11 protein-coding genes are annotated in these 13,256 nt (G+C 75.2%); 4 read left to right on the plus strand and 7 right to left on the minus strand.

What is annotated here, in order from left to right; all coding sequences use genetic code 11:
* Window positions 1-21: 21 nt before the first annotated feature.
* A complete protein-coding gene (locus ACFY0X_RS23895) occupies window positions 22-1,113 on the minus strand; it encodes a DUF5937 family protein (protein WP_387757339.1) in 1,092 nt (363 codons plus the stop codon).
* A gap of 117 nt (window positions 1,114-1,230) precedes the next feature.
* Between ACFY0X_RS23895 and ACFY0X_RS23900 the strand changes: the two genes are divergently transcribed.
* The 3 genes from ACFY0X_RS23900 (at window position 1,231) to ACFY0X_RS23910 (ending at window position 3,977) form a co-directional block, all read left to right on the plus strand.
* The gene (locus ACFY0X_RS23900) at window positions 1,231-1,449 is read left to right on the plus strand and encodes a hypothetical protein (protein ID WP_387757341.1); all 219 of its coding nucleotides are present in this window, start codon (window positions 1,231-1,233) and stop codon (window positions 1,447-1,449) included.
* Window positions 1,450-1,668: 219 nt separating this feature from the next.
* Entirely contained in the window at window positions 1,669-2,937 is a 1,269-nt protein-coding gene (locus ACFY0X_RS23905) for an esterase/lipase family protein (protein ID WP_387757343.1), read from the plus strand.
* Window positions 2,938-2,948: 11 nt separating this feature from the next.
* The gene (locus ACFY0X_RS23910) at window positions 2,949-3,977 is read left to right on the plus strand and encodes an alpha/beta fold hydrolase (RefSeq protein ID WP_387757345.1); all 1,029 of its coding nucleotides are present in this window, start codon (window positions 2,949-2,951) and stop codon (window positions 3,975-3,977) included.
* A 185-nt stretch (window positions 3,978-4,162) separates the two neighbouring features.
* On the opposite strand, the gene ACFY0X_RS23915 is transcribed toward ACFY0X_RS23910, so the two are convergent.
* The 5 genes from ACFY0X_RS23915 to ACFY0X_RS23935 all read right to left on the minus strand — a co-directional run bounded on the left by ACFY0X_RS23915 (window position 4,163) and on the right by ACFY0X_RS23935 (window position 10,063).
* Window positions 4,163-6,025: a hypothetical protein gene (locus ACFY0X_RS23915; RefSeq protein WP_387757347.1), complete on the minus strand. Its 1,863-nt coding sequence runs from the start codon at window positions 6,023-6,025 to the stop codon at window positions 4,163-4,165.
* Between the two features lie 33 nt (window positions 6,026-6,058).
* Window positions 6,059-6,490: a hypothetical protein gene (locus tag ACFY0X_RS23920; RefSeq protein ID WP_387757348.1), complete on the minus strand. Its 432-nt coding sequence runs from the start codon at window positions 6,488-6,490 to the stop codon at window positions 6,059-6,061.
* Window positions 6,487-6,870 (minus strand): hypothetical protein, encoded by a 384-nt coding sequence (locus ACFY0X_RS23925; protein WP_387757352.1) that lies wholly within the window; start codon window positions 6,868-6,870, stop codon window positions 6,487-6,489. Before ACFY0X_RS23925 ends, ACFY0X_RS23920 begins: the two co-directional genes overlap by 4 nt.
* 837 nt (window positions 6,871-7,707) lie before the next feature.
* On the minus strand, window positions 7,708-8,733 hold the full coding sequence (locus ACFY0X_RS23930) for a hypothetical protein (protein WP_387757354.1): 1,026 nt from the start codon (window positions 8,731-8,733) through the stop codon (window positions 7,708-7,710).
* Between the two features lie 130 nt (window positions 8,734-8,863).
* Window positions 8,864-10,063: a DUF4185 domain-containing protein gene (locus ACFY0X_RS23935; protein ID WP_387757356.1), complete on the minus strand. Its 1,200-nt coding sequence runs from the start codon at window positions 10,061-10,063 to the stop codon at window positions 8,864-8,866.
* A 281-nt stretch (window positions 10,064-10,344) separates the two neighbouring features.
* On the opposite strand from ACFY0X_RS23935, the gene ACFY0X_RS23940 reads away from it, so the two are divergent.
* Window positions 10,345-11,463, plus strand: coding sequence for a helix-turn-helix domain-containing protein (locus ACFY0X_RS23940; RefSeq protein ID WP_387757358.1), 1,119 nt, complete (start codon window positions 10,345-10,347; stop codon window positions 11,461-11,463).
* A gap of 127 nt (window positions 11,464-11,590) precedes the next feature.
* On the opposite strand, the gene ACFY0X_RS23945 is transcribed toward ACFY0X_RS23940, so the two are convergent.
* Complete coding sequence (locus ACFY0X_RS23945) at window positions 11,591-13,219, minus strand: thiopeptide-type bacteriocin biosynthesis protein (protein ID WP_387757359.1); 1,629 nt, start codon at window positions 13,217-13,219, stop codon at window positions 11,591-11,593.
* Between the last annotated feature and the right edge of the window lie 37 nt (window positions 13,220-13,256).

Below are 13,256 nucleotides of genomic sequence, written 5' to 3' on the forward strand. Positions count from 1 at the left end.
GGGCGTCCCCACCGTCCGTCCCTATCGCAGCACGGATTCCAGGAAGTCGCTGCCGAGCCGGGCCACGACCGCGTTGTCGAGCTGGTGGAGGACGTAGCGGCCCCGCCGCCGGGTGGTGACCAGCCCGGCCTTCTTCAGCACGGCGAGGTGGCGGGACACCTCGGGGGCGGTGACGCCGTACGCGTCGGCCAGCTCGTTCGTCGAGTAGCTGCCGCGCGCGAGGTTGCGGCACAGGCGCATCCGCAGCGGATGGGTCAGCGCGTCCAGGCGCAGCCTGACCGCCTCCACGGACTCGGCGCCGCCGATCTCGTGGGCGGCGGCCGGGTACTGGATCACCGGCTGCCAGCCCGGCCCGTACAGGGTGAACAGGTGCGGCCAGCCGAAGGCGGTCGGCAGCAGGGTGACGGCGCTGTCCCCGGCCCGGGTGCGGCCGTGGAGCAGCTTGTCGACCACGATGCGGCTGCCGTGCTCGTCCTCTTCCAGGCTCAGCGCCGGGGACGCAGCCGCGAGCGCCTCCGCCAGGCCCTTGCGGCGCAGCAGCTCGGTCTTGTGCTGGGCGTCGGCGGCGAGCTGGGCGCGGACCCGGCGCCAGGTGTCGGCGAAGAACGCCTGGTCGCAGTCCTCCAGGAGGCGCCGGATCCACGCCCGGGTGGCGGTGGGGTCGGCGAGCATCCGCTCGACGAACGCCGCCTGGCGCGGGCCGCGCGCCGCCGCCAGGTCGAGCGCGCGGCGCCGCGCCCACGCGTCGACCAGCGGCGACGGCAGGCCCTTCGGGTAGTGGCTGGTGCTGCAGGAGATCTCCAGGGCCGTGCCGACGAACCTCTCGTCGTCCATGCGGTCGAGGTCGTCCAGCTCCTCGGCGAGGGTCTGCCGGGGTCGGGCCGGCATCAGGAAGTCGGAGCGCGTCGACCGCCACATGAACTCGGCCTCCAGCAGTCGGTCGGCCAGCTCCGGTGCGAGCGCGGCGGAGGTCGCCGTCGTCCACGCGTGCAGCCGCGCGTGGTGGGCGGGTTCGGCCAGCGCGTGCAGCGCGTTGCCGAGCTCGGCCAGCGGCGAGGGGCAGAAGGTGATCCGCTCGTGCGGCAGTCCGGTGATGTCGATGGTCACGCTCACCCCCCTATGGTGCAGGGCCTCTGACGTGCGGGTTCGGGCGGGGGGAGCGGTCGCGCCATTTGACGGGGGCCGTCAATCGACGGGACTTGCCGGGCGGTCGGGGTGCACGGTGGGCGCATGAACGCACTGCAGCAGCACCTCCTCGACAGTCACCGGGCCGCCCAGCACGCCGAACCGGCCCCGCCCGTCCCCGGCACCCACGACGTCGAGGTGCTGCGCGCGGCCCGCGACCGGCGCCGCTTCGAGGCGGTCCTCGCCGGCCGCCCGGCCACCGGCCGCCTCCGGCTGGCGCTGCGCCTGGCCCTCCGCCGCCGGCTGCGCCCCCGGGCATGCTAGGGCCGGCGGACCTGGTGGAGGCCCCGCCGCCGGGGGAAGTGCCGAGCTCGGCGGGCCGGGCGGCAGGGCCGGCGCGGGCGGTCCGCAGCGGGGTCCTGGCCAGGTGGCCGAGGGCCACATCGGGAGGCCGGGGGTGTGGGCGACCGACATAGGGAGGGGCACTTCGACAGCCCTAGGGTGTCCCGGACCGGACACCTCGGCGTGGAGGAGTGAACGCGTATGCGAAGAGGACTGGGCTGGGTGCTCGCGGGCGTGCTGGCGCTGGTCGGTGCGGCCGTCCCGGCGGTGCCGGCGGTGGCCGCCACGGCCGCGGTGCCGTCCCACCTGACCCTGGAGGCGACGTACGGCAGCGTCGCCAACGGCTGGGAACGCGTCGAGCGCTACCTCGACACCACCACCGGCTTCCGGCAGGAGCAGTACCCGCCGGACGGCCGCGGCGACCAGGACGGCCAGCGGCTGACCTTCTTCGGCGGCGTCAAGCAGCCCTACTCCGGCCGCTTCCTGCTCTACTCGGCCCCGGGCTGGAACACCGGCTCGCACCAGGTCCCGGTGCTGCTGGTGCACGGCGCCAACGACAACCCGGACCGCGCCTGGGCCAACCCCGGCGAGTCCGGTGGCTACGGCTGCGGCTCCGCCTCCTGCCCGAACACCGGGCTGATGCAGAACCTGGCCGGGCGGGGCTACCGGGTCTTCGCGATCGGCTTCGCGCACAAGCAGGGCGACAACCTGATGCAGGCCCAGGAGGTCGGCGACGCCGTCGCGCTGATCCGGGCCAAGCTCGGTGTCCCGCAGGTGGACGTGGTGGGCTGGAGCAAGGGCGAGATGTCCTCGCGGGCCTACGTGTCCTCGGTGAAGCCCTCCTGGGGCCGCCCCTACGCGGGCGACGTGCGCAAGCTGATCACCCTCGGCGGCCCGAACGGCGGCTACGACTACCCGTTCGCGCACGGCTGGGCGCACGACTTCTCGATCTGGCCGCAGTGCGGCGGTGCCGTCAACGCCCCGTCCCCGCACCTGCGGATGACCTGCTACGGCACCTACACCTCGCACCCGGAGTTCTCCTTCACCCCCACCAGCGGCTATGACGTCTACCCCGGGCAGCGGCAGATGCTGGCCCGCTGGGACTCGGTGTTCGGCATCGACCAGACCCAGCAGGACTGGTACACGACCTACCACGGCGGCCAGGGCTTCTTCACCGACGGCGGCGGCATCCAGGCCGCGATCAACGCCGGCTCGCTGATCGTCCCGCTGCAGCAGGCCGGGGTCCCGTCCTCGGTGACGTCGTACCTGCTGGCCGGCGGCACGCCCAGCATCGTCGGGATCTTCAACGAGAACCGCGGGCCCAGCGACGGCGTGGTCTTCGTCGCCAGCGCGCTGGACACCACCGGCTTCGGCACCGTCGGCGGGACCGCGCTGATCACCCTCGCCAACCACCTGCAACTCGGCTGGGACAGCGCGGCGAGCGCGCAGGTCGCCGGCTGGCTGAACTGAGGACCACCCGGATGATCACCGAACGACCGGTCGCCACCGACCGGCTCACCGTGAACCACGCCGAGATCGAGGGCCGCACCGGGGAACCGGTGGTCCTGGTGCACGGCAACGTCTCCTCCGGCGTCTTCTGGCACCCGACCATGACCGCCCTCCCCGAGCGCTACCGTCCGCTGGCGCCGGACCTGCGCGGCTTCGGCGGCACCGAGCCGCTGCCGGTGGACGCCACCCGGGGGCTGCGCGACCACAGCGAGGACCTGCTCTCCTACCTCCGGACGCTGGAACTCGGCCCGGTCCACCTGGTCGGCTGGAGCATGGGCGGCGGTGTGGTGCTGCAACTGCTGCGCGACCACCCGGACCTGGTCCGCTCGCTCACCCTGGTCAACCCGGTCTCCCCGTACGGCTTCGGCGGCACCCACGGGGTGGACGGGCGGCTCAACTCGCCCGACGGGGCGGGCTCGGGCGCCGGCGGTGCGGCCGCCGAGTTCGTCCGGCTGCTGCGCGAGGGCGAACTCGGCGCCGAGTCGCCGTTCGCGCCGCGCTCGGTGCTGAACAGCGCCTACGTCAGCGAGCCGCTGGCGGAGCCGGACCCCTTCGTGGCCGCGATGCTGACCACCCGGACCGGGGAGGACCACTACCCGGGCGACAGCCGCACCAGCGACGCCTGGCCCGGCTTCGCCCCCGGCGGACGCGGGGTGCTCAACTCGATGGCGCCGACCCACTTCCGGATCGACGACCTGGAAGTGGTCGAGCCGAAGCCGCCGATCCTGTGGATCCGCGGTACGGCCGACGTGATCGTCTCGGACACCTCGCTCTTCGACCTGGCCCACCTGGGGGCGGTCGGCGCGGTCCCGGGCTGGCCCGGCGCCGACACCTGCCCGGCACAGCCCATGGTGGCGCAGACCCGCGCCGTCCTGGACCGCTACGCCGCCGCCGGCGGGCGGGTGCGCGAGGTCGCGGTCGAAGGCGCCGGGCACAGCGTGCAGCTGGAACGGCCGACGGAGTTCCTGACGGCGCTGGTGGAGGCGCTGGACGGGGCGTGACCGGGACGGCCGGCGCGGAACGGCCGGTACGGGTGCGGCGTGAGCGGCTCGGCGTTGAGCGGCTCACGGCGAACGGCCGGTCGACCTTCGGGTCGACCGGCCGTTCCGTGTCGGCGTCCCGGCGTTCCGGCGTCCCGGCGTTCCGGTGGCCGCACGGCAGCGTCGGCGCCGCGCCGGAGGGATCGTCACCCTCGCCCCGGAGCGCCGAAGTCGGTCCGGGGCGGTCCGGGCCGGGGGCGGGGGTCGAGGAGCCAGGTCACCGGGCGGGCGGGGTCCTGGTCGTAGCGGCAGGAAGCGCCGGTGCGGACGGTGTCGCGCAGAAGCCTTGCCAGTGGGGCGTCGTGGCGGGCGACGCGGTCCAGAGCGGCGACGACGGCCTTGCGCACGGCGACCCGGGCGCGTTCGTCGGTGGAGCCGAAGCGTCGCCGGCGCCCGCCGAGACCGGTGGCGGCGCGGATCTCGTCCAGCAGCGCCTCGCGTTCCAGCCGCAGCCGGTCGAGGCGGCCCTGGTCGGCCCACTCGGCGGCGTCGTCCAGTTCGGCGTCGATGTCGTCCAACCGGCGGTGGTAGGCGGCCAGGGCCTGCCGGTCGGCGATCTCCCCGGTGTCGGACTCGGTGACGGCGAGCCCCGGGTGGCCGCTCGCCGTGGCCGCGAGCTCGCCCGCGCTCACGTCGGTGCCCGGACGGCCGAGCAGCGTCCGCAGATGGTGCAGCCCCCTGAGGTCGGGCAGCGCGAACGTCGCGCCCTCCTCGCCGACGAGCCAGCCGGGCTCGTCGGCGCGGTCCTGGCCCGGGCCAGGACCCGCACCCGGGGCCGGCCCCGGGTGCAGGTGCACGGTGCGGGGACGGGCGGTCGGCGGGGGAGCGGGTTCGGCGAGCCGGCGCGACCACCAGCCGGCGCCGATCCGCCGGTAGGCGGCGACCGCGGCCCCGCGCGCCGAGGCCGCTCCGGGGAGTCCGAGGGCCGCCAGCGCGCGGTGGACGTAGTCGTCGACCACGCCGTGGAAGGTGACGGCCCCGGCGTTGAGCACGGCCCGGCCGGTGAACGGCGCGAGGAGCCGGGCGCCCTCGGCGGCGAGGTCGTGGCGGTGCAGCGTGGCGGCGACCTCGCTGAGGCAGGCGACGGTGAGCAGGAAGTCGACGTCGCGCGGCACCTTCGCGAACCCCGCGCCGGCGAGCAGGTCGAGCAGCCGCCGGGCCCGTCCGTCCTCACCGGCTGCCAGCCGGAGGACGGCCGCCTCGGCGGAGACCGACGGCACGCCCTCGGCCGCGCCGAACTCCTCGAAGGCGGCGGCCTCCCGCCGCAGCGCCGCCACGTCGCCCGACTGCCGTGCGCGGGCGGCCGCGAGGCTGTGAAGGACGGCGTCGAGGTCGGGCTCGGCCGCCTCGGCACCCAGCTCCCGGGCGGTGGCCATCAGACGGTCGGCCGTGTCGATCTCGTCGTGGACGAGGGCGAGCGCGGCGCGGCGGGAGGCGGCGAAGAAGGCCGGGCGCGCCCGGCCGGACTCTTCGGCGAGGGTGTCGAGCGCGCGCAGCTGACGCTGCACGGCGACGAGGTCCAGGCACTCCCACGCGGTGGTCAGCCGCCACAGGTGGCCGGTCAGCCGGCGCTCGGGGTCGGTCAGGTGCGCCGTCGTGTCGGCCAGGCGCTCGGCGAGGGCCAGCCGTTCCGCGAAGTCGTCCGGCCCCCAGTGCGCGACCAGCGCGGCGTCCAGGACCTCGGCGAGGACCGCGGGATCGCCCAGGCCGTCCGCGACGGCCACCGCCTCCCGTGCGAAGGCGACCGCCCGGCCCGCGTCGCCCCCGTACACCCAGGCCCGGGCCAGGGCGGCGGCCAGCCGGCACCGGCTCGCCGGGGAGACGGCCGCCGCGTACGCCTCGTGGATCAGCGCCGGGACCTGCCCCGGATGGACCCCGAAGCGCAGGCCCGACGGCAGTTCGAGCGCCGTCGCGGCCATGAGTTCGGCGTCCCCGGTCGCACGTGCCCGCTCGTAAGCCGCCAGCAGTCCGGCCCGGGTGTCGGCTGCTCGGACCGACCCGGCCTCCATAGCCAGATCGTACGGCGGGCCGGGAGGCGGCGCTCAGGGCCGCAGCAGGCGTACGGCCCGTGCGTGCTCGGCCACGCGGGCGCGGTCCCAGTCGCCGGTGCAGTACACCGACAGATCGGAGATCGAGCCCTCGGACACGTCGGCGCGGAACAGTTCCCGGCAGTACCAGGAGTCCCCGTCCTGCTCCCACCGCTCCTCGACCTCCAGCACGAAGCCGGTCGGGGTCGGGTCGAACCGGGACCTCGGGACCCGGCCCGGCCCCGGGTGCCCGGCGCGGCGCAGGGCGACCACGTCGTCGACCCCGCGTGCCTGCAGCCGCCACCGCGGCGAGGTGAAGTCGCAGAGGACGTCGGCCGTGAAGAGGCCGGTGGGCGGGGTGCCGGTCTCCAGGAAGGTGACGAGGTCGGCGGCGGTCCGGCGGAACGGGGTGGCGGTGGCGGCAGCGGCGGCGGGTGCGGTGCTCATCGCGGGCCTCCCTCGGCCATGGCGGTGTTCGCGGCCACGACCTCGGTCGTCCGCCGCAGCGCGTCGGCAGGGCTGAACTCGACGGTCTCCGTCCCGGCCGAGACGACCGGTACGTGGCCGGGCGGGGCGTAGTACGCGTCGCCGGCGCGGTAGGTCTCGATGTGGTCCCGGTAGCGCAGGACCAGTCGGCCGGCCAGTACCAGGCCCCAGTGCGGGCACTGGCACCGGTCGTCGGGCAGCCCGCGGAACGCCTCGGTGGCGTCGGCGTCGGCGGGGAAGGTCTCGAAGGAGACGGTGTAGCCGTCCAGGTCGACGTAGCGGCCCTGGATGACCGGTGCGTCGACGAGCAGCGGCGCCTCGTCCTTGCGGGTGCGCGGCATGATGACCTCCGGTGTCGTTCGAAGCGGGACACCCTGAAGGCGTGAGTCGGGGGACTCACAGTGTGACGTCACAGCCGGGTGCGGGTGCGGGTCCGGGCGCGGGTGGGACGTCGGCCCCGGACGCGCGGGAAGGACGCCCCCTCCGCCCGCGGCACACAGGGGGCCTCGCGGTAGGGCCCAGCGCGCGGTCGGCGGCCCAGGGTTGAGCGGCGGCAAAGGGGCGGCGGTTGACTGGGGGTCGGGCCGCCGTGCGAGGGGCGTCGGCGAAACCAGGGAAGCGGCCCGACGGGGTGGCGACGGCGCCCTTCTGGACGGACGCGCCCGGAAGCGCTCGCGCCCTGGACGGTTGTCACGTCTGGCGGGCCGGCCGGGCGGGCATATCACCGGCACCCGGCGACGGGCCCGGCCGCGACTCCCCCACGAAGCGCAACCGGGCCCCGGCCGGCCACCGGGCCTGGGCGCGACTCCCCCCACGGAGCAGCACCTGGGCCCGCATCCTGCTCAACCAGCGACACGCAGCGTACATGCCATCTACACCCAGCGCTACCTGGTTGTCGCGGGGCGGCTTCGCCAGTCCCCGTGACCGGCTCGGTGGGCGGGATGACAGACAGCGGGCGAGCGTGGTCGGGGTGAGGCCACCGGAAGTCCTTGCCGGCGGAGACGCTCTCCCCGGAGCGGTCTCGGTCTTCGGTGGGCGTTTTCAAACGGCCACCGCCGTAAGGGAGTTGCGGGCACGGGCGGTCATCCGTTCTCGCCCGGCATCCGGGGGTCGGAGACGAGGTAGTCGGCGTGGCCGCCGTGTTCGCCCGGGGGCCGCGCGGCGCGCTGCTGCCTCGGCTACCTGGTGATCCAGGTGCCTTGGGTGGGGTTCCAGTGGATGACGGCGTTCTGGAAGCGCTGGGCCTTGCCGCCGTTCTCGTCGAGTTCGTCGGTGGTGGGGTAGCCGAGGGCGGCTTCGCGGCCGTTGGCGGCGAAGGCGTCGTGGATGGCTCCGTGGACGGTGTGGGTGCCGGTCTTGGGGGACCAGAGGAAGAGGCCGTGTTCGAAGTACTGGTAGCGGCCGCGGGTGCCGTCGGGGGCGGTGGCGGCGTCGGCTTCGTCGGTGGTGGGGAATCCCCAGTGGCGTTCGGCGTCGGTGTTCCAGAAGGTGGTGAGGACGTCGCCGTAGACGGGGTGGGCGTCGTCGGGGTGCCAGAGGATGATGCCGTTCTGGAACTGCTGGAACCGGCCGCCCAGCGAGGAGTCGCGCTCCCCGGTGACCGGGGCCCCGAGCACGCTGCCCGCCCCGCCCATCGCGGCGTACTTGGCGCCGATCGACCCGTACGGGACCAGGTCGTCCAGCCGGTCGTACCGGCGGGGCGAGAAGCCGCGCAGCCCGTTGGTCCAGGTGTCCTCCTGGGCCACGTAGCCGTAGTCGATCTCCTCGCGGACCACCGGCTGGGTGTGCGCGCCGTCGGCCCACCGCACGAACAGGGCCACGTGGTCGGTGCCGCCGGAGTCGCGCAGCAGGGCGTCACCGGGCTGGAGGTCCCCGGCGGCGAGGTCGGAGGTGACGTTCCACAGGGACCAGGTGGTCAGGGAGGAGCTCAGGTTCCAGGCCATGGACACGAAGCCCGAGCAGTCCGGGCGGTAGCAGCCGAACCGGTTGTCGTGGCAGCCGTTGTTGTCGTACGGCACCCTCTCGTCGATCCAGGACTGCGCGCGGTCCAGGACCTCGCCCCGGCCGATCGGCCCGTCGGGGGAGGAGGCGGCGGCCGGCGGCGCGGCGCCGAGGCCGGCCGTCACGGCGGCCAGCAGCAGGGCCGCGAAGCGCGCGGCGCGACGCCCGACCGGGGACGGCGAGGGTCCGTTGAACGGTGGCATGGGTCCGCCTTGTGGGGTCAGTGGGTGGTCCAGGTGCCTCGGGTGGGGCGCCGGTGGATGACGGCGTTCCGGAAGCCGGTGCCGGCCGGCAGGCCGGTGCCGACCGGCCGGGGACGTCGCCCGGCGGGCGTCACGGGTTGATGCCGTCGTACTGGAGCACCCGGTAGGGCGACTGGCCCTGCTGTCCGTTCCACTGGGAGACGATCAGCGTCAGGGAGTCGGCGCCGGCGCTGCCCGGGTGGATGTAACCGCCGTAGAGGGACGGCAGCTGCGGCCGGCCCCAGTGGCTCGGCGGCCAGGCGGTGTTGCCGGCGATCTGGACCTTGGGCGCCGTCCACACCGCGTCCGGGCGCGACGCGGTGCGGGTGCAGATCGAGTAGTCGGTGACGTCGAAGTAGCTCATGCAGTACCTGCCGCCGATCCGCTTGACGGAGAACTCCCCGATGTTGTTGCCGGAGAGGATCACCGACGGGCCGACGGCCGTCGTCCACTGCCAGGAGCCGTTGAGGTAGGCCCAGTTCTCCTGCGCGCCGAAGTTCCCGGCCCGGAAGTCGTCCGGCCGGATCCGGAAGAGCTGGATGGCGCCGCCGTCGGCGGTGTTGCGGTGGGTGCCGTTCCAGCGCTTGGAGAAGACGTAGAGCCAGCCGTCCGGGTCGATCCCGGCGAAGGACCACATCCCGTACATGGACTGGTTGGTGCCCTGGGTGTCGCCGGGCCAGTGGTAGGGGTAGTCCCGCCAGGTCACGCCGTGGTCGTCGGAGTAGGCCACCCCGGACATCAGCGAGCCGTCGTAGCCGGCCGGCGGGGTCCAGGTCGCCACCGAGGTGTACTGGATGTAGGTGCGGCCGCCGAACTCGATGCAGTCGTTGGGGATGCGGCTGAACTCCCAGCCGTGGCCGTTGTCCGCCTGGTGCGCGTAGTCGAACAGCTGGTTGGCCTGTCCGCCGGTGGGCATCGCCCAGGTGAAGGAGATCGATGAGCCGCCGCTGCGGTCGAAGTCCGCCTGGGCGAGCATCACCGGGGAGCCGAGGTACGGGTCGCGCTGGGCCGGGTTGGCCCAGGCGTCGCCGAAGACGTAGCCCCAGGTGCCGTCGTGCTCCCGGAAGTACGGGATGCCGAGGTCCCCGGAGCCCAGGCCCTGGGCGCTGGCCGAATCGCCGGGGGTGTCGCAGAGCGGGGTGCCGTTCTGGCCCAGGGTGGTGGCGGTGCCCGCGCGGGCGGGGCTCGCGGCCGTGCCGAGCAGGCCGGCGCCCAGCGTCAGGCCGGCGCCGGCCCGGAGCACGGTTCGGCGGCTGGGCTCACCGTGGGCGGGCCGGGGAGCGTTGGACATCGACGGGTCCTCCTTGGGGGTGGTGACGTGGTGAACACGCCGGCGCGCGCTGGCGGCGCGTGCTGACGGCGTGTGAAGTACCGCACACGGCCCATCCGGTGGAAAGCCGGGGCGCGGCACCCCGGGAGCCGGTTTGATTCCTGGCATGACTGGCGCAGGAGCCGGGGCGCCGCGTCCATCGAACACGCCGCGGGTCGCGCTGTCACGTGCCGGTGACCTGCTCGGACAAACGCCGGACAACGTCAGGACAAGCACCGGACGGGAAGTGAGGGGACGAACGGGTGGGACGGCAGGAACAGCCACTGGACGCCGGGGACGGACCCCTGGTGCTCTTCGCGCTCGAACTCAGGGAGCTGCGACGCCAGGCCGGCAGCCCGCCGTACCGGCGGCTCGCCGCGCGCACCAACTACTCGGCCTCCACGCTCGCCGAGGCGGCCGCCGGCCGCCGGCTGCCCAGCGACGCCGTACTGGCCGCATTCGTGGCCGCGTGCGGCGGCGACCCCCAGGAGTGGGAGCGCCGGCGGGTCCGTACGCACCGGCTGATCACCCGGCCGCTGGTGGCGGCGGGGCCGCCTGGCCGGACGGTCGCCGGGGCGGAGGTGGCTGCGGAGGTGGCGGTCGCGGAGGCGACCACGGACAAGCCCACGGACAAGCCCGCGGAGGAGCCCGCGGCGGTGACCACGGCGGCGACGGGGGCAGGGATGAACGGGGCAGCGTCCGGCGGGCCTCCGGCGGCTGGGGTGCGGACGGCACCGCGGTACGGGCACCGGCGCCGGCCGGTCGTGCTGCGCCGGGCCTTCGGCTCCGCCGGCGCCGTCCTCTTCGCGCTGACCTTCGGCATCTGCGTCCAGGGGGACTCGCCCGCGTCGGGCGCCATGGCCCCGGTCAGCGCCGGGGCGCCGGCCCAGGACCCGGCCCGCTGGCTCCGCCCCGGCACCGACGTCCCGGCCCGGTACCGGGGCCCGATCATCGAGGCGGGCACCGGCTGCTTCGAACCCGAGGTCACCCCCGCCCTGATCGCGGCGATGCTCAAGGCGGAGAGCGGCTTCGACCCGGACCTGAGCGACCCGGCCGCCGACGAGTACGGCATCGCGCGCTGGACTCCGCGGGTGCTGCGCCACTACCTGCCGGCGGGCCGTCAGGAGACCGTTCCCGAACCGCCCTTCAGCGCGGAGGACTCCATCCTGGCGGTGGGCCGGATGCTCTGCGCCATCGCGCCCGAGCTGCGGGGCGTCGAGGGCGACCCGGCGCTCAACCTGGCCGCCGCCTACCGCACCTCCACGTGGGTGGTGCGCGGGTACGACGAGGCGAGGCTGGCCTCGATCCGGCCGTATCTGGACCAGGTCCGCGGCAACATCGAGCGCTACCGCCCGGTGCGGCCCGAACCGCGGCGCCGCTGAACCGGTCGGTACCGCTGAACCGGCCGGTACCACACCGGGCCATGTCACGCCGGGCCGGCGCCGCACCGGACGTCGGCCGGCCGGACACCCGCGCGGCCCCAGGGCCGGACACCCGCCGGGCCCCGGGTCAGGGCGACGCCGCGCGACCCAGGGGCAGCAGGTACTGGATCGGCTCGTCGAGGTCGTCGAGGGCGAGGAGTTCGTGGGCGAGGTCGTCGAAGAGGCCGCCGAGCGGTGTGGTGCCGAGGCCGAAGGCGGCGGCGGTGAGGAGGAGGTTCTGGGCGAGGTGCCCGGTCTCGACAAGCCCGAGGCGCAGCGCGCGCAGGCCGTAGCGGCGGCGCAGTGCGGCGAGGTCGAGGTGGACGGCGAGCACCGCGGGCGCCTCGTCCACCACGAGGGCCTGCGGGTCCGAGTCGGGGCGGGTGAGGTAGTAGGACAGGGCCTTGAGCTGGTCGATGTCGGGCGCCGGGCCGATCAGGCGCAGGGCGCGCAGCTCCGGCACGCAGTGGTAGGTGCCGGCGGGCAGGCCGTCGACGGCGAGGGCGACCAGCCGCACCCGGACGGCCCGCATGGCGCCCGCGCTCGGGTACGGGCGGTCGCCGGTGGGGCGGTTGGGCGCGTACGCGGACCAGAGCACGCCGCCCAGCTCACCGGCGGTGAGCGGACCGGTCAGCCGGCCCCGGGCGGAGCGGCGGTTGTGCAGGGCGTCGGCGAGGGAGACGGCGGGCAGCGGGTCGGCGGGCAGCGGGAGGTCGCCGGGCGCCGGTCGCGGGGCCTCGGCGGGCGGCACCGGTGCCAGCGCGGTGTCCTCGGGGCGCCCGATCTGGAACTTGCTGTGCTCCAGGTACTGGTGGTCGGGGGCGTGCCGGTCCTCGGGGAAGAAGGTGAACGGCCGGTCCGTCTCCAGGAGCGTCCGCCCGGCGAGCCGGCAGACCGCCCGCTCCTCGTCCGGACCGACTCCCAGCCGGTTGAACAGCATGTGCAGGTGCGAGGCCCACACCCGGCGCAGCCGCTCCTCGGACTCCCGCGGTGCGCCGGCCCGCATCCGGGCGGCGGCGTCCGCCACCCGGACCGCCCAGTCGGCGAGCCAGGGCGTGGCCGTACCGGCGTCGAGCGCCTCGCGCAGGGCCGCGGCCCGGCGGGCCAGGGCCTGCCGCTGGCGGGCGAACACCGCGTTCACCCGGCTGTGCACGGCGGCCCCGGGCAGCGGCTGGAACTCCGTCACCCAGCGCCAGCCGGCGGCGTGGCGCCGCAGCCAGCGGGCGGACGCCAGCTCGTCCAGTCCCAGGGCGTGGGCGGTGGTGTGCGCCAGGTCCAGGGCGACGGGCAGCCGGGCGCCGGGGGAGGCGTCGAGGGCGCGCAGGGCATGGACGGCCGTGCGGGTGGAGTGGGTGAAGAGTTCCTCGGCGACCGGCAGCAGCGCGGGCCCGCCGTAGCGCTCGGTCTCCGGCTCGTACGGGACGGCGGTGACCTCACCGTGCCGGGCCGTCCACGGGCCGTCCGGCGGGGTGTACGGGGAGGCGAGCCGGGCGAGTTCCTTCGCCACGGTGTCCGGGTCCTCGGCCGGCTCCCGGAAGCGGATCCGCAGGTGCGGGCCGCCCTCGCCGTAGCGGATGAAGAACCAGTCGGCGCCCGCGAGGCGGTCCATCAGCGGCGCGAGGTCCTCGGTGACGAAGGCGTCGGTCTCGGGGGCGGGCAGCGGCAGGGCCAGGTGCAGGCTGTGCCAGGGGGCGGTCGGCGGCTGTCGGGTCGTCATCGCGTCCTTCCCGGACGGCAGGGCGGGGATCGAGCGG

The organism is Kitasatospora sp. NPDC001547, assembly GCF_042894165.1.
In the GTDB taxonomy this organism is placed as follows: Bacteria; Actinomycetota; Actinomycetes; order Streptomycetales; family Streptomycetaceae; genus Kitasatospora.